The organism is Cognatishimia coralii, from assembly GCF_037478305.1.
Classification (GTDB): domain Bacteria; phylum Pseudomonadota; class Alphaproteobacteria; order Rhodobacterales; family Rhodobacteraceae; genus Cognatishimia; species Cognatishimia coralii.
Genome location: NZ_JBBGAZ010000002.1, coordinates 334,812 through 357,512, shown reverse-complemented (window position 1 = coordinate 357,512; position 22,701 = coordinate 334,812). Strand labels below are relative to the sequence as shown.

19 protein-coding genes are annotated in these 22,701 nt (G+C 57.6%); 5 read left to right on the top strand and 14 right to left on the bottom strand.

What is annotated here, in order from left to right; genetic code table 11:
• Positions 1-8 precede the first annotated feature (8 nt).
• Positions 9-1,055, top strand: coding sequence for an AbrB family transcriptional regulator (locus WG622_RS07330; RefSeq protein WP_339402984.1), 1,047 nt, complete (start codon positions 9-11; stop codon positions 1,053-1,055).
• On the opposite strand, the gene WG622_RS07325 is transcribed toward WG622_RS07330, so the two are convergent.
• A complete protein-coding gene (locus WG622_RS07325; protein WP_339402983.1) occupies positions 1,052-1,975 on the bottom strand; it encodes a carbohydrate kinase family protein in 924 nt (307 codons plus the stop codon). The two genes, WG622_RS07330 and WG622_RS07325, sit on opposite strands and share 4 nt — an antisense overlap.
• Positions 1,976-2,087: 112 nt before the next feature.
• Positions 2,088-4,181, bottom strand: coding sequence for a S8 family peptidase (locus WG622_RS07320; protein ID WP_339402982.1), 2,094 nt, complete (start codon positions 4,179-4,181; stop codon positions 2,088-2,090).
• A gap of 222 nt (positions 4,182-4,403) precedes the next feature.
• Here WG622_RS07320 and WG622_RS07315 point away from each other — a divergent pair, with 222 nt between their 5' ends.
• Positions 4,404-5,273 (top strand): LysR substrate-binding domain-containing protein, encoded by an 870-nt coding sequence (locus WG622_RS07315; protein WP_339402981.1) that lies wholly within the window; start codon positions 4,404-4,406, stop codon positions 5,271-5,273.
• On the opposite strand, the gene WG622_RS07310 is transcribed toward WG622_RS07315, so the two are convergent.
• Complete coding sequence (locus WG622_RS07310; RefSeq protein ID WP_339402980.1) at positions 5,263-7,680, bottom strand: GcvT family protein; 2,418 nt, start codon at positions 7,678-7,680, stop codon at positions 5,263-5,265. The genes WG622_RS07315 and WG622_RS07310 overlap by 11 nt on opposite strands.
• Before the next feature lie 165 nt (positions 7,681-7,845).
• Here WG622_RS07310 and WG622_RS07305 point away from each other — a divergent pair, with 165 nt between their 5' ends.
• A complete protein-coding gene (locus tag WG622_RS07305) occupies positions 7,846-8,766 on the top strand; it encodes a PHP domain-containing protein (protein WP_339402979.1) in 921 nt (306 codons plus the stop codon).
• Here WG622_RS07305 and WG622_RS07300 read toward each other — a convergent pair.
• From WG622_RS07300 to WG622_RS07250, 11 genes are all read right to left on the bottom strand, one after another.
• Positions 8,763-9,344: a dimethylsulfonioproprionate lyase family protein gene (locus WG622_RS07300; protein ID WP_339402978.1), complete on the bottom strand. Its 582-nt coding sequence runs from the start codon at positions 9,342-9,344 to the stop codon at positions 8,763-8,765. The two genes, WG622_RS07305 and WG622_RS07300, sit on opposite strands and share 4 nt — an antisense overlap.
• A gap of 100 nt (positions 9,345-9,444) precedes the next feature.
• Entirely contained in the window at positions 9,445-11,352 is a 1,908-nt protein-coding gene (locus WG622_RS07295; protein ID WP_339402977.1) for a beta-galactosidase, read from the bottom strand.
• A 7-nt stretch (positions 11,353-11,359) separates the two neighbouring features.
• Positions 11,360-12,202 carry an SMP-30/gluconolactonase/LRE family protein gene (locus WG622_RS07290; protein WP_339402976.1) on the bottom strand — a complete coding sequence of 281 codons (843 nt, stop codon included), beginning with the start codon at positions 12,200-12,202 and terminating at the stop codon, positions 11,360-11,362.
• Positions 12,199-12,804 (bottom strand): 2-dehydro-3-deoxy-6-phosphogalactonate aldolase, encoded by a 606-nt coding sequence (locus tag WG622_RS07285; protein WP_339402975.1) that lies wholly within the window; start codon positions 12,802-12,804, stop codon positions 12,199-12,201. Before WG622_RS07285 ends, WG622_RS07290 begins: the two co-directional genes overlap by 4 nt.
• Positions 12,801-13,715, bottom strand: coding sequence for a 2-dehydro-3-deoxygalactonokinase (locus WG622_RS07280; protein WP_339402974.1), 915 nt, complete (start codon positions 13,713-13,715; stop codon positions 12,801-12,803). The genes WG622_RS07285 and WG622_RS07280 overlap by 4 nt, the downstream gene beginning before the upstream one ends.
• Positions 13,712-14,476, bottom strand: a complete 765-nt coding sequence (locus WG622_RS07275; protein ID WP_339402973.1) for an SDR family NAD(P)-dependent oxidoreductase — start codon at positions 14,474-14,476, stop codon at positions 13,712-13,714. The genes WG622_RS07280 and WG622_RS07275 overlap by 4 nt, the downstream gene beginning before the upstream one ends.
• Positions 14,476-16,185 (bottom strand): IlvD/Edd family dehydratase, encoded by a 1,710-nt coding sequence (locus WG622_RS07270; RefSeq protein ID WP_339402972.1) that lies wholly within the window; start codon positions 16,183-16,185, stop codon positions 14,476-14,478. Before WG622_RS07270 ends, WG622_RS07275 begins: the two co-directional genes overlap by 1 nt.
• Positions 16,186-16,195: 10 nt before the next feature.
• Positions 16,196-17,548, bottom strand: coding sequence for an alpha-glucosidase/alpha-galactosidase (locus tag WG622_RS07265; protein WP_339402971.1), 1,353 nt, complete (start codon positions 17,546-17,548; stop codon positions 16,196-16,198).
• Positions 17,545-18,393, bottom strand: a complete 849-nt coding sequence (locus WG622_RS07260) for a carbohydrate ABC transporter permease (RefSeq protein ID WP_209357711.1) — start codon at positions 18,391-18,393, stop codon at positions 17,545-17,547. The genes WG622_RS07265 and WG622_RS07260 overlap by 4 nt, the downstream gene beginning before the upstream one ends.
• A gap of 1 nt (position 18,394) precedes the next feature.
• Complete coding sequence (locus WG622_RS07255) at positions 18,395-19,309, bottom strand: carbohydrate ABC transporter permease (protein ID WP_339402970.1); 915 nt, start codon at positions 19,307-19,309, stop codon at positions 18,395-18,397.
• Between the two features lie 99 nt (positions 19,310-19,408).
• On the bottom strand, positions 19,409-20,674 hold the full coding sequence (locus tag WG622_RS07250; RefSeq protein ID WP_209357713.1) for an ABC transporter substrate-binding protein: 1,266 nt from the start codon (positions 20,672-20,674) through the stop codon (positions 19,409-19,411).
• Between the two features lie 147 nt (positions 20,675-20,821).
• Here WG622_RS07250 and WG622_RS07245 point away from each other — a divergent pair, with 147 nt between their 5' ends.
• Both WG622_RS07245 and WG622_RS07240 read left to right on the top strand, forming a co-directional pair.
• Positions 20,822-21,601 carry an IclR family transcriptional regulator gene (locus tag WG622_RS07245; protein WP_339402969.1) on the top strand — a complete coding sequence of 260 codons (780 nt, stop codon included), beginning with the start codon at positions 20,822-20,824 and terminating at the stop codon, positions 21,599-21,601.
• A gap of 23 nt (positions 21,602-21,624) precedes the next feature.
• The gene (locus tag WG622_RS07240) at positions 21,625-22,686 is read left to right on the top strand and encodes an ABC transporter ATP-binding protein (protein ID WP_339402968.1); all 1,062 of its coding nucleotides are present in this window, start codon (positions 21,625-21,627) and stop codon (positions 22,684-22,686) included.
• Positions 22,687-22,701 lie beyond the last annotated feature (15 nt).

Here is a 22,701-nt window from a genome sequence, read left to right as displayed (position 1 = left end):
TCAGTCTCATGCCATTCCGACCGTCCCGCGCTCAGTTGAACACCTTTGGCATCGCTGCCATCGGCGCGGCGGTGTTTTGGAGCCTCGGCCTCCCGCTTCCTTTCCTCTTTGGCCCCATGGCGGCCTGTCTGCTCACGGCGCTCTTTGGCGCGAAACTCAGCGGATTTGGGCAGGTCGGAGACGCAGCCCGCACGATATTGGGCGTAACCATTGGATGTTCCATCACCCCTGATGTGGTGCATGAACTGCCGCGCATGGCAGGCTCGGTCGCGTTGATCCCGCTCTATATCATCCTGATCGGAGTCATCGGCGTTCCGTTCTTTCGTTATGTCTGTAAGTTTGACTATCCCACGGCTTACTACGCCTCCATGCCAGGCGGGCTGCAGGACATGATCCTTTTCGGAGAAGAGGCCGGCGGCAATGTGCGTGTGCTGTCTCTGATCCATGCCACCCGTGTTCTGGTGATCGTGATCGCCGCTCCAATCATCTTAACGCAAGTCTACAACACACCCCTGACCAACCCGATCGGACAGCCTGCCCGAGACCTGCCTTTGCATGAAATGGGCCTTATGGTGTTTGCCGCTTGGGCGGGCTGGAAAGGCGGCGTGCGCATCGGACTGTTCGGAGCCTCGATCCTCGGCCCCTTGATCCTCGCTGCAGCCCTGTCCCTTGGAGGGTTCATACATTCACGTCCTCCTGCCGAGGCGATCCTCGCCGCGCAGTTCTTTCTGGGCGCAATCGTCGGCGCGAAATATGTGGGCGTGACACTCGGGGAACTGCGCCGTGTGGTCCTGGCTGGCATGGCGTTCATGCTGGTGCTGACCCTGCTGGCGGCGGCTTTTGCGCAGGTGGTGACAGCTCTGGGTCTTTCGGCCCCGGTCAATGCACTCTTGGCGTTTGCGCCCGGTGGCCAAGCCGAATTGACTATCCTGACAATCATCGCAGGTGGCGACCTCAGCTACGTCATCACCCACCATATCACCCGGATCATTGTGGTGATCATCGGCGCGCCCATCGCAGCACGACTGCTGTGGAACCGCCCGGATAGGTCCTAAAGCTCGTGCGCCCAAGGCGGGTTTGCGCCCGCACGAGACACGGTGACCGCTGCAACTTTGGCACCATGTGCGAGCACCTCTTGCATCTGCGCAGGGGCAATCCCTTGCACCGCGTGTTTCGACAAAAGCCCCATCTGAGACAGTTTGGCCAGCACGCCCGCGTTAAAGGTATCCCCTGCCCCGACCGTATCCACGACCTCGGCCCGCTCGGACGGAACAGACACCTGCGTCCCATCTGCAAGAAACGCCGTCGCGCCATCTTTGCCACGGGTGACGACCACTACTTTTGGCCCCATGGCCTGCATTGCGGCGGCTTGCGCCGCGATCCCGCTGTGTTCTGGCAGTATCCAGTCAAGATCCTCATCAGACACTTTGACAATATCCGCACAGGCCAGCATCCGAGACAGGCGCGCGCGGTATCTGGCTTCGTCTTGAATAAAACCGGGACGAATGTTTGGATCCATCATCACCAAGCGGCCAGCCGCCTCGGCCTCACACAAAGCCGCATAGGCATCAGCGCCCGGCTCACAGGCAAGGCTGATCCCGCCGAAAAACAGCGCTTTCACGTCCTGCGGCACACTGGCGAAATCTTCATAGCGTAGCATCCGGCCAGCAGAGGCTTCGTCATAAAACTGATAGCGCGCATGCCCGTCCACGAGTTTCACGAAAGCCAAAGTCGTCGGGCGGTCGCTGTGCACGACCATGGAAGTCCCGACGCCACTCGCGCTGAGTCCATCGATGAGTTGCTGTCCGAACAGATCTCGAGACAAGCCTGTTGCCATAGACACGTCTTGGCCAAGCCGACCCAGCGCAATCGCAGTGTTAAAGATCGCCCCGCCCGCATGAGGAACAAACCCTTCGCCCCCTTCGGTTGGGGCAGGGATCATGTCGATAAGGGCTTCGCCGCAACACAGGATCATCGGAACCTCAATATTCACCAAATTTTAGCGCTAACACAGGCGCTTTCACCCCATATACACAAGAAAAAAGGCAGGTCAAACGCCTGCCTTTCCCTGATGACTTTCAACAACGTCAGAAACTCTTGCGATATCCGAAAAACACGCCGGATTCTTCTTTGCCCGCCTGATGCCCACGGTTCATCGCATGCACCAAAGACAGCATCACATCCGTGTCGCGCTGCACTTCTATTTCGTAGTCCAAAGCAATCTGCATCTCGCGCTTTGCGGGTGACAGATCCACGGCAAAGGTTTGAAGCTGATAGGTGCCGCCAGAATTGGTCGCGAGGGTCAGGTTCGTTGAACCCGAGGTGATCGCAAAGGGCTGACGCACCGACAGCTTGAGCCGGTCATTGCGGTCAAAGACCTGCGCCTGCGTATAAGAAATCTCGCTGCTGTTCATGAAGATCGAGCTGGTGTTCCCACGTCCGGCAGAGGTCGCCATAACAGCGCTCACCTGCAGCGCAGAGTTTTCAGACAGCGCCGACGTCATCGCCAGACCCAGGGAGGCCAAATCCTGCCCATCCTGGTTCTGCCACATGGGCAGCAGTGCACCATTGTCAGACCCAACGCCCGCCTGCCAGTCGACATGGCCAAAAGATGTGGCGTGGCGTTGCCCAACCGAGAAGCCCGCGGTTTCAAGCGACCCGGAACTCTGGGGTAGGTAGCTCGCGACATAGAGGTCTCCGAAAGAGTTCTGCAGCGTCGGGTCGCGGTCAAACAGAGCCGAAGACAAGGCACGGTCGTTCACATTGCGCCCCTCAACCGCTGCGAATTGCTCAGGGAACAACGCGCCGGGTGTGCTCGATTGAACCAGCGTGTCCGCATCCAGCGAGAAGGCCCCCGCAAAAACGTCCGTCGCATGAACCTGCACACCTGCAAGCGAAGCCGCAATGGCGCCACCGCTTGCAGAGCCAGACATAACGAGCGGCTGGTTTGGCGTGATGGTTTGGCCGTTCCCAGCATTGATGGTCATGCGACCGATCGGCAGAAGGGCGGCTTTTACGTCAAGGAAACCATGACCGTATACATTGCTTACCGCGCTTTGGTAGCCATCCATTAGGGTTACGACCTGATCTTGACTAAACCCAGCAAACGAACTGTCGGCCGTTGCAAACAAACGCAAACGAAGCTGGTGAGGAGTCAAGCTGGGAAAGGCCTGGGCAAGAAGGGCCAAAGACCCGGCAACAGTCGGGGTGGCATATGATGAACCATACCCCCTGCTGTAATTGTTGTTGCCCGAGCTGGTCGCAACAAGCCAAGTCCCGTCCGCAGTGATACACCATCGCGCCGCTTCGAGGCAGGCTCCTGAAAGCCGTGACACCGCGGTTATGTCGCCATTGGTCATTTCTGGCGCGCCGTTTACAACGGCTATCCAGCCGCTCTCCAACTCAGGGACAAGCGAGGGCAAACCTGCCATCAGACCAATTGTTGAAATGGATTGATCGTTACTGATCGCAAAAAGCACGTTGCCAGAGGCAGTGTAGTCTCTCAGCACCTGCAAATAATCGGACCCGGCGGAACTCCCAAATACATTGTTAAACCAAGTTGTGTTCGCCACCGAATTTTGGCGAGTGCCAGGATCAACAAATCCCCAAGAATTGTTCCAAGCCACTGCGTTTGCGGCTATCGCTTTTTGTCCCGTGTCTGTTAGATCAGTTGTATCCCAATGACCCACAATCAACTCTGCGTCAGGAGCAACGCCAATCATTGTCGAAGAATTCCCGGTGATGATCGATGCCACGGCGGTCCCGTGGCTGGCCACTGGCAAACCTGATTGAATGTCTGCGAGATCATCGGAAATCGTAACGTGGGACGTCAAAAAACCTTCGTCGGAGACTGCAATGGTTTGACCTTGACCGGTAAGACCCGCGGCGTGTGCATACTGAATACCCGAATGCAGTAATGCATTCGTCGTGACCGTGGTGGTGCTAGATGTATTGCCGTCAACAAACCTTTGGTTAGTAGCGGTTTGAATCGAGTATTTGGCACTTGCCAACAGATTTGAAGCCGCCGTTTCGTATGTGGACCAAGATTGAACAAAGTAAGACTCAAAAACCAGTGAAGCCAGAGTCGAACCACCACCTCCGACACCGCCGCTGCCCCCACCGCAGGCCGCAAGGCTAAAAGCCGCCGGCGACAAAAGCGCAATTTTGCAGAAAGTCTTCATACAATGTCTTTCACGGTTTATTCGATCGAAGTCAAAACCTTCGCGCCATTGGTACGAAACTGGCGGTTAACCGATCATTTCTACCCGATCATTTTAAGTCTGAAATCCATGACCTACGCCATTTGAAAAGCAAGCCGTGACCTTTGCGCAACCAATCTAGATCCGGCGCACACCTAAGAATAGAAATTGCTATTCTCTTTTCCCTTTCTTAGGACTTAATCCATGAAGTCTCTGCCCCACCTTTCCTTCCTACGCTCGTTCGAAGCAGCCGCCCGACACCTGAGTTTCACCTCGGCCGCTGACGAGTTGAACTGTACACAAGCTGCGGTCAGCAACCATGTGCGCAGCCTCGAAGATTATATCGGGCGCCCGCTGTTTGTGCGTCACGCGCGCTCACTAACTCTGACGGATGTGGGACAGGGATATCTGCCATCAGTGCAACGCGCGCTGCAGGATATCGACACCGCGACAGCCTCTTTGATCACCAAGAACAGCACGCGGGCGGTGACCGTGTCCTGCCCCGTCAGCCTGACCGAACATTGGATGCCGCAGGTCATGGCGGGGTTTCATGCGCAAAACCCGAAGATCGAGCTGGCACTCAACAGCACGGTTTGGGCGGACCTGCAGGAAAACGCGAGCGACATTACCATCACCATCGCCCACAAGGACGATGTTGGCGCACATGATATGAAACTGTGGGACGAAAAGCTGGTTCTGGTTGCGGCTCCGTACTATGCCGAAATCACAGCAGAAACTCTCGCTCAGGAACGTGCGATCCACATCCTGGGTAGGCCTGAATACTGGGACGCCATTTGCGCGGCTCTTGGTATGCAAAAAACGCGTATTCCCGTGGGCTTTCAATGCAACTCCACCACTGCTGCGCTGGAACTTGCGGCAGCAGGGGCTGGCGTCGTCGTGGCGCCAAAATCTTTGGCGATGAAATTCCTGAACCGCGGCGATTTGATCGAGCCGTTGATCGTCGATTGCCCGAGCCCATGGACCTATTACGCCACTTTCAAAGACCACATGACGCCATCAGCCGAGCTGTTCAAAGACTGGCTGATGGCCTGCGCATCCGAGGCTAAGATCTGAGCCGCGCACCTTTCGGATCAAAAGCAGGTTCCGCCAGAATGCGTGCTTTGTGCGGAAGGCCAAGGATCATGACCTCGACCTCATCACCCGGCCCGGCAACCTCGGGATTGGCAAATCCAACGGCGAGAGATTTCCCAACGGTATACCCATAGGCCCCCGAGGTAACCCGCCCAACCGAGCGCCCGTCCGGCGTGAAAATTGTCTCGCCTCCGGCAGCATCAGCATTATGCGGCGTTTCGATTTCGAAATAGCTGAGCACCTCGCGAGGGGCCGTGTCTTTGACCGCGAGATAGGCATCCTTGTGCAAGAAGTCCTTATCGAGCTTGACCAGCCCGTCAAAACCCACCTCATGCGCCCAATATTCCTGCGAATATTCGCGAGACCAGCTGCCATAGCCTTTTTCGATTCTGAGTGAGCCTAAGGCACGGCCGCCGACAGGACCTCCGTCGAACTCCTTTGCGGCCTCTATTAAGGCGGAATAGAGCCTGATCTGATCACTTTCGGCGCAATGCAGCTCCCAGCCGAGATCTCCGGTAAAGGACACGCGGATCGCCAAACATGTGACGCCCGCCACCTCGATGGTCTGAGACCGCATAAACCGAAACGCCTCGTTTGACAGATCCGCATTGGTCATTCGCTGCAACATGGCGCGCGATTTTGGACCGGCGATATTGAAGCCGGCGATGCGGTTGGTGGCGATCTCAAACGTAGTGCCTTCGGGCAGATCGACCATCTGGAAGAACCGCTGGTGATAGCGTTCCCCAAGGCCTGAGCCGACCATCATATATTCCTCATCCGCAACCTTGGTGATGGTGAAATCTCCACAGACCCCGCCGCGCACCGAAATCATCGGCGTCAGGCACGAGCGCCCCACCTCGGTCGGGATCTTGTTGGCCATAAGCTTATCCAGCCACGCGAACGCCCCCGGCCCTTTGATCACGTAGTTGGCGAAGTTCGAGATATCGATGATGCCCACATTATTCCGCAGCATCTCGCATTCGCGACCCACGGGCTCCCACCAGTTCTGGCGTGTAAAGCTGTTGGTATCGGTCATACCCGGCTTGTCGGCAAACCACAGAGGATGCTCCCACCCGCAATTCAGCCCAAAGACAGCGCCCATCTCGCTTTGCATTTCGTAGGCCGGACGCAGGCGCGCCGGACGGCCGGCGCTGCGTTCCTCGTTAGGGAAGTGGATCGCAAAGCGGTTGGCATATTGATCCTCGACCCGCGCCTTTGTGAATTTGGCATCCGCCCAATCGCCAAAGCGCGCCAGATCCCAGGCGAACATATCGTACTGCGGCTCGCCATCGATCATCCATTGCGCGGCGAGCAATCCAAGCCCTCCCGACTGGCTAAACCCCGGAATAATGCCACCCACAAGGAAGTAATTCTTAAGTTCCGGCACAGGCCCCCAGAGCGCACTTGAATCAGGGCTCCAGATCATCGGCCCGTTGATCACGCGTTTGACGCCTGCGGTTTCGGCACAGGGCACCCGTTCAACCGCGCGCATAACGTTCTCCATGATCCGGTCGAGATCATCGGGGAAGAGGTCATGGGCGAAATCCAAGGGCGTGCCCTCTTCGGCCCAGAACCGCATGTCTTTCTCGTAGGCTCCGATCAGAAAACCGTTGCCCTCTTGGCGAAAATAATACTCTCCATCGCGGTCGGCAATCGAGGGCAAGCGGCGTCCAATGGCCGCAACCTCATCGATGGTTTCCGTGACAAAATACTGATGCTCTGTCGGCTGCAACGGCAGCGTCAGCCCTGCCATCGCCGCCACTTCGCGCCCCCAAAGGCCAGCGGCATTCACCACCCATTGCGTATGAATGTCACCCTTCTCGGTACGCACAATCCACGAGCCATCGGGCTGTTGATCCGTGCCAATCACGGGACAAAACCGCTCAATCGTGGCCCCCAGCGCGCGCGCGCCCGCGGCATAGGCATGGGTCACGCCAGAAGGGTCGACATTGCCACCCTCAGGTTCGAACATAATGCAACGCACGTCGTCAAACTGCGCCAGCGGATGCAGCTCTTTGGCTTTCTCGCGGCTGACCTCATAGAAATTCAGACCATAGTATTTCGCTTTGGCCTCTTGCAGCCGCAACTGATGTTCGCGCTCTTGCGTTTGCGCCAGATACAGAGACCCCGGCTGAAACACACCACAGCCCTGCCCGGTCTCTTTCTCGAGCTGCTTATAGAGGTTCATCGTATAGTGCTGAATGCGCGTGATATTGTTGTTGTCATGCAGCCCATGGATCCCCGCCGCCGCGTGCCAGGTCGAGCCTGACGTCAGCTCATCGCGTTCGAGCAGAACCACATCAGTCCAGCCGAGTTTCGCCAAGTGATAGAGGATGGAACAGCCCACCAGACCGCCGCCGATGACCACTGCTTGTGCATGGGTTTTCATGTCATGAATCCTAAAACGCGTTTCTTGCACCAAACCTACGCGCGATCCTGTGCCAAGACACACAAAATAACTTGCCCCTATGCCCTTTAATTTTCCTATTCACCGATGCGTCACGCGGCGATTACACTTTGAAGATATTGGGGTGAAAACAGCGAGGACTGCCCTATGTCACAGTCGTTCTTTGACCTGCCCGGCCGCTTTTGGCGCGGTAATCTGCACACGCATTCCAACTTGTCTGATGGGGCATTGGATCCGGGCGAAGTCTGTCGCCGCTACAAGGCCGAGGGCTATGATTTTCTGGCGCTGACGGATCACTTTGTCGGCGAATACGGCTATCCGATTACCGACACCAAGCCGTTCCGAGACGAGGATTTCACCACGATATTAGGCGCCGAACTTCACTCTGGTGCCATGGAAAACGGAGAACTCTGGCACATCCTCGCCGTCGGCCTGCCTGAGGATTTCGCGCCATCCCATTCGCCCAGTTTCCACCCCGTTGAGGGTCAGGAAACCGGCCCAGAGCTGGCCAAACGGGCGTGGGACGCCGGTGCCTATGTCGCCATTGCACATCCCGAATGGGGCGGCATGACCTTCGCCGACGCCGACAGCATCAAACACGCGCATGCGGTCGAGATCTACAACCACACCTGCGGCGTCGAATGCGATCGCGCGCATGGGCATTACATGCTGGACCAGCTTTTGTCGGCGGGTCGGCGGTTGGACCTCTGCGCCACCGATGACGCGCATTTCAGTGAGCCCGACAGCTTTGGCGGCTGGGTCATGGTCAAGGCCGAAGAGAACACACCCGACGCGCTTTTGGCGGCCCTTAAGGCAGGGCATTATTATTCGTCCACAGGCCCAGAGCTGAAGGGCGTTTCATGGGAGGACGACTGCGTTGTGGTTCAATCCACCGCCGTCAAAGCCGTGATGGTTCAAGGCAAGGGCTCGCGGTCCGCCTGCGTTTACGGTGCGGGAATGACCCGGACGGAAGTTCCTTTGGACAAGCTCAAGAACTCTCCGTTCATGCGCGTGACGATTGTGGACGCAGCAGGCAACCGTGCGTGGTCCAATCCAGTCTATCGCTAGTGCGTGAGAACCGGCGGCGTCTCAAACCCGTTGCGCCAGACCACATAGGCCATGATCGGGCTGTCTTCGGTATCCAACGCATGCGGCTGGTTTGAAGCATGTTCACAGGCGTCGCCGGTCTTGAGCCACTCATCCGGCATACCCTTGCGCATGAACCGTCCCTCACCTCCGATCACGCGGTACATCTCTTCGCCGGGGTGATGGTGCCAAGGGTAATGCAAATGCGGTGGCATATAGACGACCCATGCCGCCATTTGATCGCTCTGAAAGGCTCCGCCCTCGCCGATCAGACAGTAACAGCCAAAACGGTTCATGAAATCATCGCCGATGTCGGTTCCTTTGTAGGTCTCACGCCATTTCGCCAGAGCGCCTGCGTCGATGAAAGCGCGTCTGATCGGCGTTTCAGGGTCTGCAAACCCTGTTTCTTCGATCAGCAAGTCATGCGGCGGGATCTGGAAATACGACACCTCCTGAGGGGTCACGTCGTCGGGAAACGGACAAAACTCCGTCAGGGCCTCATCCGCCTCATGCATTGCTTTTGCTTCGGCCAACAGCCGATCCCAAACCTCGCGCGCCATCTTGCTCCTCCCAAAGAGACACCACGTTGATTGAGGGATGTTGAGGGCGTTGGGCCGCGCGCTCTAAAAAACGCGCGACAGAGACTTGTTTGTGAGCGACCTATGCGTCTCGAGGATCGCGTGTGACTGAGGCTGGCGCGAAACTGCGGCCGTCAAATGTCACGTCATGCGCTGCGTAGTTGAACCAGAAGGTTTCAGACGCGGTATCGCGGCGACGCAAGCCCTCAGGCAGGTCAATGACCTCAAGCCCAGCCTGCGCACAAAGGGGCGTCAAAATGATCTTCCACCCTTCCGCATCTGGCCACCCCGCGAGGTAGTGCATGCCGTCATGTGACATAACCGCAGCGTTTCCATCCTCAGCTGTCAGCGTGACTGTGGCAGAGCCCGTCAGGATCTCGCGATAACCCGTGAAAGCCCCGCTCAACGACAATGCTTCCGGAGAGTCAGGCCGCAGAGACTCAACCCGATCCACGGTCACATCCAAGCCCGGCAAGGCCGGCGGCAGAGGCACTGGGATCGTCATATCCTGATCTCGCGCGCCAGAACGCGGGCCGATCAAAACCTGCGCATTCTGCTGGGATAGAGCCTTTTTTAGCGCCTCAGACATATGCATCAGGCCCGGCGCAAGGATCAGGTCGTAGCCTGCGAAATCGCGTGTCTCGGGACGCAGAATATCAATCGACAGCCCCAGTTTGCGCAGCGCTTTATAGGCGTCAAACACCAGTCCGAAATAGCTGAGCCCCGCTCCATGCGGCTGCACCGCCCAAGCGGCATCTGCATCATAGTCAAAGATCAAACCGACCCGCGCCTGCGCGGGTTGCACCTCTGGCGCGTCTGTCAACTCGTCGCGCATTTGGCGCACGTCGCGCATTGCTTGCGCTTCCTCGCTATCGGGACGCAAGAGACCCGCGTGCATCTGTTCCTGCGCCATAGGCGCCTGCCGCCAGCGGAAATAACAGACCGCCTCTGCCCCATGGGCAAAGGCTTCCCAAGACCACAGCCGCACCATCCCGTCCAGAGGCGCGGGGTTGTAAGGCGCCCAGTTCACAGGACCGGGCTGTTGCTCCATCACCCACCAGCGCCCTTTGCCGACTGCGCGGTAAAGGTCATGGTGAAACGCCTGAAAATCCGGATCCCCTTGACGCGCGAAGGCCTTTTGATGCGCCGCATCCGCGCCTACGCGATCCTCGAGGAAACCCATGGGATAGCTGTCCCAGCTCGCAATCTCGAGGTCATCGCCAACTTTATAGTGATCGAAATCGGTGATCCGACCCATGTAGTTGTGGGCGATTGGCGCGCTGGAATGCTGCTTGATGATCTCGACCTGCAAACGGTTGAAGGCCACCACCTGATCCGACGTATACCGCCGAAATGCCAGCGAATGGGCTGGATTAGGCTCTGTTACGGTCAGGTTCGGCAGGGCGATCTGGTCAAAGCGATTATACTCCATCGACCAAAACACATTGCCCCAGGCATTGTTCAGGGCCTCAACGGATCCATAGCGCTCGCCGCACCAGCCCTGAAACCCAACGCGCGCGGCATCGGAATAGGAAATCGTCGTGTCATGGCAGCCATATTCATTGTCCGTCTGCCACGCCGCCACATGCGAGTTCGCGCCATAGCGTTCTGCCAAAAGCCCCACAATCCGCGCGCATTCTTCGCGGTAGCCGAGGTGGGAAAAACAATAGTGCCGCCGAGATCCAAACCCACGCGGTTTGCCATCGACATCCAGCGCAATCATGTCGGGATGCTTGTCCACCATCCACCGCGGTGGCGTCGCAGTCGGCGTGCCCAACACCACTTTCAGCCCAGCCGATCCAAGCACCTCGATCGCCTGATCCAGCCACTCAAAACGTAGATCCCCCGGCGTCGGCTCCAACCGAGACCAGGCGAATTCGCCGATCCGAACCCAGGTCAGCCCCGCCTCGACCATACGCCGTGCGTCCTCGGGCCAGATCTCTGGCTCCCAATGTTCGGGATAATAACAGGTGCCTAATGTGCGTTTCATGTGGTGCTCACAAAATGACCCGATGCTCGGCTTGGCCCGAGACATCGGTGAATGTGTATGAGTAGGTGCGCCCTTCGGTCTCTCCGTCAAGCCCGTCGGCAGCCGAGGTGGCAAAGAGCGTTTTCAGATCTGCGCCGCCAAATGCTGGGCAACTGATCTGTTCGGCAGCGAAACTGACGGTCTGTTTGAGCGTTCCGTCCGTGCCATAGCAGGCCACACGGTTCGCCCCCCATTGCGCGTTCCAGAGGTTGCCGCCCTCGTCCACGACCGCGCCGTCTGGGTTCACGTCGGCCTCATTGAGGTCCACGAAAACTTTAGGTTGCCCAACGGGCCAACCGTCGGCATCGAGCTTTTGCGCCATGATCTGACGGGTCGGCGTATCGCAGAAATAGGCGATGTCACCTGATGGCGCGAAACAGATCGCGTTGCTGATCGAGATGTCGCCATACAGCTTGCGCAACTCGCCGCGATAATAGCGATAGATCGCCCCAGCGCCCGGTTCCAGATTGATCCCCATGGTGCCGATCCAGAAGCCCCCCTGCGGGTCCGCACGTCCGTCATTAGAGCGGGTCACCGGATTGTCAGCCTCAAGCGCCGCAACCAACTCGCGCGCGCCTGTCGCAATATCAAACCGATAAAGACCGCTCTCGGACGCCATCAGAAGTGTATCCTGATCCACCCAGCCCGCCGCCGACACATATTCGTCAAACTGCCATTCCAGCGGTTTGCCACCGGAACGGCTCATCAGCTTGCGGCCCAGAATGTCGAACCAAAAAAGCTGCTGCCGTTCCGGGTGCCACAAAGGTCCCTCGCCTAGCTTGCAAGCCCGACGATCATAGACGGTCGTCATGCCAAAGCCTCATCATAGGCGGTGACAATGGCGTCTGCTTTTGCGCGCACCTCGGCAGGCGTGTCCCCCGGTTTGAAAATCGCAGAACCGATGCCGAAACCCGTCGCCCCCGCTGCAACCCATTCTTTGAAGTTGCTTGGGTTCGCACCCCCGACAGCATAGGCTTCGGTGCCTTTTGGCAGGACGGCACGCACTGCCTTGAGTCCCACTGGGCCGATCATATCGCCGGGGAAAAACTTCAAACCATCCGCACCTGCACGCAAAGCGGCGAAACACTCGGTGGGTGTCATCACACCGGGATAGCTTTGCAAGCCAAGCGCTTTGGTATGGGCAATGACCTCGGGATTGCAGTCAGGTGAGACGATCAGACGCCCGCCAGCCGCATTGACCTTGTCGACATCTGCGACCGACAACACCGTCCCAGCCCCGATCAACGCACGATCCCCCATGGCATCCACAATCCGCGCAATACTGTCAAAAGGCTCTGGCGAGTTCAGTGGAACCTCGATCCGGTCTATACCCGCCGCGAGAATTTCCTCGCAGATCGCGACCGCGTCCTGTGGCAAAACCCCACGCAAAATGGCGATGATATTGCGGCTCATGGCGTGTCCTTTATCGATTGGTAAGCGGCCCATTGGCCTGCAACGGTCAGATCAGAGGCATCATGAACCCGCGACGGGCAACCTTGCGCCTCAAGCGCGTCTTTATAAAGCCCGCAGAGCGCGGGATCTCCGATCAGAGCCACATCCATGCCTAGCCAATAGGGACGGGATGCAGAGAGTTCGAGACCAAGCAGATATCCCGACAAACGCCCACGGGCGACCTCTTCGGGTATATCCGCCAGCAGCGTTTCGGCACGGATCGAAAAGAGTTTGCTTGCGACCGCCTGAGGGCGGCTCATCGCGTCGCTGACTGCTTCGTTGAACGTCGCGATGTCCATGGCATCGGCCCCAACAGAGTGGCGCAGCACCGATTGGGTCGAGAGCAGCGAGAACATCTCTCCGGTCATGAAGGTTTGAAAGCTGACGATTTCTTCGGCGCTGATCCGCACCCATTTGGTGTGGGTTCCGGGTAGGCAAAGGACGCCGTCGAATTTCGGAAACTTGGACAGGAAACCAGCGATCTGGGTTTCCTCGCCACGCATCACATCGGCAGGTTTGGCCTGACTCACTCCGGGCAAAATCCAGACCGACAGCCGCGGGTCTGAGGTCGCCACTTGCATTGCCTGTTCCATGCCCGCGGCCTTGCAGGGCGCAGAGACATAGGGCGCCTCTTGCCACCCCTGCCGCGCACCGACCATGCCGCTGCAAATGACGGGCAACACGGCACCATCGGACAAAAGGTCCCAGATCAGATCGACCAATACCGGTTCAAATTCATCCGGCACGAGCTGCCCCATGCCTTTGTCGGACGCGCGCTTATCCAGAACAGAGCCCGCCTCGTCCAATACCGCAGCGCGCAGATTGGTTGTGCCCCAATCCACCGCCACCAAAGCAGCATTTTGAAATGTCATCCTGTCACCACCACTCCGCCATCGACGACCATCGCTTGTCCGGTCATCATTTTGCTGCTTTCGCTGGCAAGGAACAAGGTCGCTCCGACGATATCTTCGGGCGCGAGCGTGTCTTTCAGACATTGCCGCGCCAGATGCGCCTCAAGGGCTTCGGGCGTGACCCACATCTCTTTTTGCTTGTCCGTCAGCACCCAACCCGGAGCAATCGCGTTGACGCGGATCTTGTCGGGTCCGAACTCGCGCGCAAGGCTGCGGGTCATGCCGTTGATGCCGGAATTGGCGGTCGTATAGAGCGGGTAGCCCGCGTTCCCCATCATATAGGAAATCGAGCTGAAATTGATGATCGAGCCGCCGCCTTTGGCTTTCATCCCCTCGGCCACCGCTTGGCATGCAAAGAAATAGGCTTTGAGATTGATCGCCATCATCCAGTCGTAGAATTCCTCGTCGACCTCGCCAGCCTCATGCCGTTTGTCATTGGCTGCGTTGTTGACCAAGACGTCGATATCGCCATGGGCCTCAGCCGATTGCGCAATGGCTGCCTTAAGCGCCGCGATGTCGGTGATGTCGCATTGGATAAACAACGGGCGATTGCCGTGTTTGGCCTCCATCTCATCGCAGAATGCAGACGAGTCCGACCGCTGCACAAAGGCAACCTGCGCCCCTTGCGCCAGAAAGCCTTCGGTCAGGAACGCCCCGATGCCAGAGCCTCCGCCGGTGATGAACACCGACTTGCCCCTAAGGTCTTGATATGTGGCTGTCATTAGTGGCTCTCGCGTGTGACGGGGCGGGTATCTTTGCCCACGAGGAAATCTAGGTCTGCACCTTTGTCGGCCTGCAGCACGTGGTCGATATACATCTTGGCATAGCCGCGGGTGTAATGCGGAGGCTCAGGCTCCCACGCAGCGCGGCGGGCCTCAAGTTCAGCCTCATCGACCAACAATTCAAGCTCTCCCTTGGAGGCAGATACCCGAATGCGGTCGCCGGTTTTCACCAAAGCCAGCGTGCCGCCTGCATTCGCCTCAGGGCTGACGTGCAGGATCACCGTGCCGTAAGCCGTGCCTGACATGCGCGCATCGCTGACGCGGATCATATCGCGCACACCTTGCTTCACCAGCTTGCCCGGGATCGGCATATTGCCCACCTCTGGCATGCCCGGATAGCCCTTGGGGCCACAGCCTTTCAGCACCAGAATGGTGTCGGGCGTCACGGGCAGATCTTCGTTGTCGATATTGGCCTTCAGGTCTTCGATGCTTTCAAACACAAAGGCTTCGGCCTCATGTTCCAAGAGCGCATCGGTGGCCGCCGAAGGTTTCACGATCGCCCCGTTCGGCGCGAGGTTGCCGCGCAAGACGCGCAGACCTGCTGCTGGTTTCAACGGGTTCTCCATCGAGCGGATCACGTCGTCGTTGTAGCACTCCGCCCCATCCGCATAGACCGAGATATCGCCGCCCAGACAGGTCGTCGCCGACCGCAGACGATCCCCGAGTTCCTTCAGAACCACAGGAACCCCACCCGCATAGCAGAAATCTTCCATCAGGTATTTGCCCGAGGGCATGCAGTTCACGAGCAATGGGATCTCTCCACCCAGCTCGAAATCTTTGAGGCTGAGGTCCACGCCGACGCGACCCGCCAGAGCCAGCAAATGCACCACAGCATTGGTAGAGCCGCCCACGGCCGCATTGGTCATGATCGCGTTCTCAAAGGCCTCTTTGGTGAGGATGTCCGAGGGTTTCAGATCCTCTTCGACCATCTCAACGATCCGTTTGCCTGTCATATGCGCCAGCGCCATGCGGCGGGCATCAACGGCGGGCAGAGCCGCATTGGTCGGCAGGGACATCCCCATCGCTTCGACCAAAGACGCCATGGTCGAGGCGGTGCCCATGGTCATGCAGACACCTTTGGAGCGGCTCATGCCCGACTCGGCGTTCATGAAATCCTGCAGGGTCATCTCGCCTGCACGCACCTGCTCCGAGAACTTCCAAACGTCTGTGCCAGAGCCGATATCCTGCCCCTTCCACTTGCCGTTCAGCATGGGACCTGAGGACACAACAATCGACGGCAGATCCACAGAGGCCGCGCCCATCAGCTGACCCGGAGTGGTCTTGTCACAGCCGCCCAGCAAGACGACGCCATCCATGCCATAGGCACGGATCGATTCCTCGACGTCCATCGCCAGAAGGTTGCGGAACAGCATCGCGGTGGGCTTCATCTGGGTCTCACCCAGAGACATCACCGGGAACTCGACCGGAAAGCCGCCAGCTTCCCAAACGCCGCGTTTCACGCCTTCGGCCAGATCGCGCAGGCCCGAGTTACAGGGCGTCAGTTCAGACCACGTGTTACAGATCCCAATCACAGGGCGTCCGTCAAAGACATGATCCGGGAAGCCCTGATTTTTCATCCAGGACCGGTGAATGAACCCGTCCTTGTCGAGCTTACCGTACCAACCGCGATTGCGTTTTTCGTTTGTCATTTTTGTCTTTCTATGCGGCTTTGGCCGGGCGGCACCATGCTGGCAGCCAATCTCCATGGGCTGCCAAAAGATCATCCACCATCGAGCGGATCTGGCGCAGGTCCAGTTCGGCAGCGGTGTGCGGATCCATCATGGCAGCGTGATAGATATGTTCCGGGTTTTCTTCAACGAGCGCTTTGACCGTCAGCTCCTGCACATTGATCTGCGTGCGCATCAGGGCAACCAGCTGCGGCGGGATATCCGTTACGACACTTGGCTGCACGCCGTTGCTGTCCACCAGACAGGGCGTTTCCACGGCAGCACCCATCGGCAACTGCGGGATCTGACCCGTGTTGGGCAGGTTGCCATAGGCCACATAGGGCGTGTCCGTGACAATCGCGTTCATCAGGTCCGCCGCGAATTCGTGGCTGCGTTTGACTTCAATCGTGCCAGCGGCTTTCAGAGCCTCGGCCTGTTGTTTCCAATCCGCGATCTGCTCTTCGCAACGCTGTGGGTATTCGTCCAGCGGGATGCCAAACTGGGAAATCAGATCCTCGCGGCCTTCTTTGATGAACCACGGCACATATTCCGCCAGATGTTCCGAGCTTTCGGTGCAGAAGTAGCCCAGATGATCCATCACCTCATAGCGCACCTTGTTCGGACAGCGCGGCATCAGCAGGGGTCCCTTTGGAAGGGACCCACTGCGATACCCTGCGCGGAGTGCTGGGTAGAGGTCCCGCATCCCTTCGCCCTCTACCTGCTCCAGGCGCAGGAAAAATGCCACGTGATTGACGCCCGCCACTTTGTAGCGGATGTCGCCTTTCGGGATATCCAGGTCATGCGCCAGCTCTTCGACTGTGTTTTGCACCGAATGGCACAGACCGACCTGTTTGATATCAGGGAAACGCTCGGCCAGACCCCAAGTGTTGATCGCCATCGGGTTGACGTACTGCAACAGCGTCGCGTTCGGGCAGCAGGCGCGCATATCGGCGGCCACGTCCCACAGTACAGGCACAGTTCGCAGCCCGCGCATGATGCCGCCTATCCCAAGCGTGTCGGCAATGGTCTGACGCAGGCCGTATTGCTTTGGAATCTCGAAATCCGTCACGGTGCAGGGCTTGTAGCCCCCGATCTGAAACGCGGTGATGACAAAATCCGCACCATCCATCGCCGCACGGCGATCGGAATGAGACGACACAGTCGCCCCGGCACCGGTCGACTCAATCATCTTGCGCACCACCATCTCGCTTTCCGCAAGGCGCACGGGATCAATGTCCATCAGCGCAAAGTGGCTATCCGCCAAAGCAGGCGTCAAGAGAGCGTCGCCCACGATATTCTGCATGAAAATCGTGGAACCTGCTCCAATAAAGGTGATTTTCGTCATTTAACTGCTCCGAGAGTGAGGCCAGCGATAAAGTGCCTCTGCATTAGGAAGAACATGGCCACCGGCGGCAACGCCGCGACGATGGAACCAGCGCTCATCAGGTGATAGGCGGCGCGGTATTGAGCGTTGAACGAGGTGATCCCTGCGGTCACCGGCTGGCTTTCCGCGCCTTGGGTCAGGACGACGGCCCAGAAGAAATCGTTCCAGATGAAGGTAAAGATCAGAACCGACATCGCGGCAATCGCGGGCTTCATCAGCGGCAGCACAACGAACCAAAAGATCCGCCATTCCGCGACGCCTTCAACACGGGCCGCTTCTATCAGCTCATAGGGCAGCGCACGGATAAAGTTGCGCATAAAGAGCGTGCAGAAACCGGTTTGGAAAGCGATGTGGAACAGCACGAGGCCGGTCTTGGTGTTGTAAAGCCCCATGTCCAAGGTCAGATCGCGCACCGGAACCATTAAGATCTGGAACGGCACGAAATTGCCCGCCACGAACATAAAGAACACCCAGAGGTTTGAGCGGAACTTATATACGCCCAGCGCAAAGCCGGTCATGGAGCTGAGGATCACACAGCCGATCACTGTGGGCACGGTGATGAACACAGAGTTCAGCAAATAGCGCGGCATATCCGAGGCAAAGAAGACCTTACCGTAGTTCTCGACCGCGTTGAACGTGCTTGGCACGCTCCAGTAGTTGCCCTGCACAAAATCTGCATCAGGCTTGATCGAGAAGACAGCGACCGCCACCAAAGGCAAGAGCCACAGCACAAGGCTCATTGGCAACAACGTCTGATAGGTCAGTTGCCACGTACGGGAGGTTTTTTCGATAGGTGTTGGAAACATCTTAACGGCCTCCCTTTTCGTCTTGGTACATGGACCACAGGAAGTAAGCGATGAAACACAGCATAATCAGGAAGAGCACCACGGCGATGGCCGCGCCATAGCCCATGCGGAAACCATACTCAGACAAAGCGACTTCGAACATATAGAACGACAGCACTCGGCTTTCCCCGAAGGGCCCTCCATTGGTCATGATCGAGATCAGGTCAAAGGAGCGCAGCGCGCCGATGATGGTCACAACGAAAGCGATGAATGTCGCAGGACGCAGCTGAGGAATGATCACATGCCAAAGCATCCGGTAGCCCTTGGCCCCATCCAGACGCGCGGCTTCGATTTGCTCGGGATCCACGGCGTTCAGGCCGGTCAGATACAGGATCATACAATAGGCAGTCTGCGGCCAGATACCAGCGGCGATGATGCCGTAGGTCACATATCGCTCGTCGCCCAGCACGTTGATCGGATCGATGCCAAAGACACCGAGGAATTGATTTAAAAGCCCAAAGGTCGGGTCATAGAACCAGGTGAACACCAGGCCCACCACCACTTGTGAAATCACAAATGGGAAGAAAAACAGAGACTTATACAGGCGAATGCCCGTCACGGTCTGGTTCAGGAAAAGCGCGATCATCAAACCGGCAGGAATCGCCAGGAGATACAGCAGCAACCAGATCAGGTTGTTTCTAAGGGACGTGTAGAACGCATCGTCCCAATAAAGTTCCTCATAGTTGCGAACACCGACATATTCCGCCTGACCCAGCCCGTCCCATTCGTAGAAGGACACGTTGATCGACTGAAAGATCGGAAAGATCACATAGACCAGAAAGAACAGCACACCGGGGGCAAGGAAAAGCCATGGCGTGACGGCGATCTCATTGCGCTTGTACCAGGAACGGCGCGCTGTCGCGGGAGTGGCAGACATGAGGGATCTCCGGATTGTGTCGCGAGAAAGCGCGACGGAACTCGGGAAAACGTTCAGAAAAGGCGCGGCCAGCTTAGGCCAGCCGCGCCAATCTAGAGCTTATTTATAGATGCGCTGCGCTGCGCGATCCAGACGTGCGATGATCTTGTCCAGATTGTCTGGCTTGACCATGAACTCCTGGAAGCCTTCCATCGCAACTTTCGCCATTTCAGCAGGTGCGTCGCGGTCAAAGAACTGCGCAACACCGCCTGGGCTGTTGGAGGACAGCATCGCAAAGCCTTCTTTCAGGAACTTGTCGTCATCCACAGAGGACTTAGAGTTCACTGGAAGCTGACCCAGGTTGTCGCCATTGTTGATCAGAGTTTGGTTCTCTGGGGACACAACGAACTTCAGGAACGCTTTTGCCGCTTCTTTGTTCTGAGCACCCGATGGGATGTGGAAGGTATCTGTTGGCGCGTCTTCAGCCAGCTCAACAGAGGCGTTGATTGCTGGGAACTGGTAGAAGTCCAGCTTGCTGTCGTCCAGACCACCGTCACGCAGTGGAGATACCGCGAAGTTACCCATCAGGTATGCGGTTGCTTCACCGTTGACCATGAATGGCATCGCTTCCTGCCAGCTATACGCTGTGTGGTTGTCGATGAACGCACCCATGTCGATCAGCTTGCGCCAGTTTGCGAAGGTTTCCGCAACGCCCGCGTCGGTCCAAGGGATTTCACCGGCCGTCAGAGCCGCGTGATAGTCGTATCCGTTGGTGCGCATGTTCAGATAGTCAAACCAGCCACCTGCGGTCCAAAGGAACTTGGTGCCGATGGTGTAGCACTTACGACCAGAGTCGATGATTTTCTGGCAGTTGGCGATCTCTTCGTCGAATGTCGCTGGCTCCGCCAGACCCAGCTCTTCGAAGATGTCCTTACGATAGTAAACACCCCACTGGTAGTAAGTATATGGGACGCCCCACTGCTTACCGTCCAGAGTCATCGCACCTTTGGTAGACGCCAGGTCCGCCAGCTCTTCTTCTGCCCAGAGGTCAGAGATGTCTTCAAACAGGCCCGCGTCTACATATGGCTTCATACGGTTCGCCGCATACCAGTTCGCCACATCCGGTGGGTTCGCGCTCAGGAAGTTACGGATCTGAGTTTTGTAAGCTTCGCGATCGATGACGGTCAGCTCGATGTTCAGATCTGGGTGCATCGCGCCAAAACGCTCTACCATGCCTTCCATAACCGCGCGTGGCGCTGGGTTGGACATGTCAGAGAAAATAACGAGGTCGCCAGACAGTTTTGCGTGGCTTCCAGCAAAAGCAGCACCGCTCAGCGCGACACTTGCCACAACAGACGCAAGCAGCGCCTTGGATTTATGGAACATGGTTTCCTCCCCTTCTGTTCCTACTCGTAAAATTTAGTTCCAAATAATGAAACTTAGTTTTAACTATTGAAAACTCTGCTATGGGTTAATAGGATTGTCAACAGGTTTTGCGCCCCTAAAAGGGTTCGAGACCGTGGAGGAGACAGAATGAACAAGCCGGCAAATAAAGACGGTACGGTTGGTAAGGCCTTGGAAACACTGGACCTGGTGGCAGGTCTGGGGCGTCCGGCGCGGTTTACCGAACTCCTGAGTCTCAGCCCCCATCCCAAAGCAACGCTCTACCGTTTCCTGCAGACGCTTACGAATCAAGGCATGCTGACTTATGACGAGGACCGGCAGACCTATAGCCTTGGTCTGCGTCTGGTCCGCATGGCACATGCCGCTTGGAAAAGCGCGTCTTTGGCACCAGTCGCCGAGCAAATTCTGGACGAGCTGGCGCAAGAGGTGGGCGAAACCATCCACCTCGCCCAGATGGAAAACGGACAGGTTTTGTTCGTCGACAAACGCCGCGCCACTGCGCTGTTTGAGACCCTCGCGCAAACTGGTCGCGTCGCGCCCGCCCATTGCACAGGGGTCGGCAAAGCTATTCTGGCCTTTATGACGCCAGAACGTCTGGAGCGCGCGCTCAGACAACAGGCATTCGTGACGTTTACGCCAGCCTCGCACGCAAGCCGCGAAAGCCTTTTGGCCGAGTTCGACGAAATTCGCAGCGCCGGCGTCGCCTTTGACCGGGAAGAACACGAAGAAGGCATCATCTCGATCGCCGCACCGATCCTTTTGCAGAACGGCAAAGTGGTCGGATCGGTCTCAATCGCAACATCAACCAGTCGCCGTTCGCTCAGCGATCTGGAAACTTTCAAACCCGCGCTCCTGCGGGCCACGCAACACATCGGAGAAGCTGCCACGGTCTGGCAGTTCCCGTCGTAATCAGTAACAGGAGACAGGACAGCATGTCAGGTGTCGCACTTTCCAATGTCATCAAGAAGTATGGCGAAACCCAGGTCATTCACGGCGTCGATCTGACGATTGAGGACGGCGAGTTCTGTGTCTTTGTCGGCCCGTCAGGCTGCGGCAAGTCAACATTGTTGCGCATGGTTGCAGGCCTAGAGGAAACCACCTCGGGTCAGATCAACATTGGCGCGCGGGATGTGACCCACGCCGACCCCTCTGATCGCGGCGTCGCGATGGTGTTCCAGACCTATGCGCTTTATCCGCATATGTCGGTTGAGGAAAACATGGGCTTTGGTCTGCGCATGAACGGCGTGCCCAAGGACGAGATCAAAAAGAAGGTCGCCGAGGCCTCTGAAATTCTTCAACTTGATCAATATCTGAAACGCAAGCCAAAGGCCCTGTCCGGTGGTCAGCGCCAGCGTGTTGCCATCGGCCGCGCCATTGTTCGCGGCCCCGAAGTATTCCTGTTTGATGAGCCACTGTCCAACCTTGATGCCGAACTGCGCGTCGACATGCGGGTTGAGATCGCGCGTCTGCACAAGGAAATCGGCGCGACCATGATCTATGTGACCCACGATCAGGTCGAGGCGATGACTTTGGCCGACAAAATCGTCGTTCTACGTGCAGGCCACATCGAACAGGTCGGCGCACCCATGGACCTGTTCCGCGACCCCGACAACAAGTTTGTGGCTGGCTTCATCGGCTCTCCGTCGATGAACTTCCTCAATGGCGTGGTCGAAGGCGGCAAAGTCCGCGTGCCCGCGTTGGACGGCGAAGTGTTTGAAACCTCGGTCGGCCTGCCCGCTGACGGAGGCGACGTTCTGGTCGGCCTGCGCCCGCAGCACCTGAGCGTCACAGAGGCGAAATCGTCGATCACTGTCGACATTTCCGAGCAACTCGGCGGCGTCAGTTATGAATACCTGACCACCTCTACAGGCGAACGCGTCGTTGTCGAAAGCAAAGACGAAGAGGTTCTGAAGTCCGGAACCACGGTCAAAGTCGCGTATAACCCTGAAAAAGTTATGTTTTTTGACGCCCAAACAGAGCTGCGCCTGCGCTGATCGCCCTAGGGTGGA

Bases quoted from the DNA above. Each gene is read 5' to 3' on its own strand.
- WG622_RS07330 (WP_339402984.1), top strand. From the start codon at position 9: ATGCCATTCCGACCGTCCCGCGCTCAGTTGAACACCTTTGGCATCGCT.
- WG622_RS07325 (WP_339402983.1), bottom strand. From the start codon at position 1,975: ATGATCCTGTGTTGCGGCGAAGCCCTTATCGACATGATCCCTGCCCCA.
- WG622_RS07320 (WP_339402982.1), bottom strand. From the start codon at position 4,181: ATGAAGACTTTCTGCAAAATTGCGCTTTTGTCGCCGGCGGCTTTTAGC.
- WG622_RS07315 (WP_339402981.1), top strand. From the start codon at position 4,404: ATGAAGTCTCTGCCCCACCTTTCCTTCCTACGCTCGTTCGAAGCAGCC.
- WG622_RS07310 (WP_339402980.1), bottom strand. From the start codon at position 7,680: ATGAAAACCCATGCACAAGCAGTGGTCATCGGCGGCGGTCTGGTGGGC.
- WG622_RS07305 (WP_339402979.1), top strand. From the start codon at position 7,846: ATGTCACAGTCGTTCTTTGACCTGCCCGGCCGCTTTTGGCGCGGTAAT.
- WG622_RS07300 (WP_339402978.1), bottom strand. From the start codon at position 9,344: ATGGCGCGCGAGGTTTGGGATCGGCTGTTGGCCGAAGCAAAAGCAATG.
- WG622_RS07295 (WP_339402977.1), bottom strand. From the start codon at position 11,352: ATGAAACGCACATTAGGCACCTGTTATTATCCCGAACATTGGGAGCCA.
- WG622_RS07290 (WP_339402976.1), bottom strand. From the start codon at position 12,202: ATGACGACCGTCTATGATCGTCGGGCTTGCAAGCTAGGCGAGGGACCT.
- WG622_RS07285 (WP_339402975.1), bottom strand. From the start codon at position 12,804: ATGAGCCGCAATATCATCGCCATTTTGCGTGGGGTTTTGCCACAGGAC.
- WG622_RS07280 (WP_339402974.1), bottom strand. From the start codon at position 13,715: ATGACATTTCAAAATGCTGCTTTGGTGGCGGTGGATTGGGGCACAACC.
- WG622_RS07275 (WP_339402973.1), bottom strand. From the start codon at position 14,476: ATGACAGCCACATATCAAGACCTTAGGGGCAAGTCGGTGTTCATCACC.
- WG622_RS07270 (WP_339402972.1), bottom strand. From the start codon at position 16,185: ATGACAAACGAAAAACGCAATCGCGGTTGGTACGGTAAGCTCGACAAG.
- WG622_RS07265 (WP_339402971.1), bottom strand. From the start codon at position 17,548: ATGACGAAAATCACCTTTATTGGAGCAGGTTCCACGATTTTCATGCAG.
- WG622_RS07260 (WP_209357711.1), bottom strand. From the start codon at position 18,393: ATGTTTCCAACACCTATCGAAAAAACCTCCCGTACGTGGCAACTGACC.
- WG622_RS07255 (WP_339402970.1), bottom strand. From the start codon at position 19,309: ATGTCTGCCACTCCCGCGACAGCGCGCCGTTCCTGGTACAAGCGCAAT.
- WG622_RS07250 (WP_209357713.1), bottom strand. From the start codon at position 20,674: ATGTTCCATAAATCCAAGGCGCTGCTTGCGTCTGTTGTGGCAAGTGTC.
- WG622_RS07245 (WP_339402969.1), top strand. From the start codon at position 20,822: ATGAACAAGCCGGCAAATAAAGACGGTACGGTTGGTAAGGCCTTGGAA.
- WG622_RS07240 (WP_339402968.1), top strand. From the start codon at position 21,625: ATGTCAGGTGTCGCACTTTCCAATGTCATCAAGAAGTATGGCGAAACC.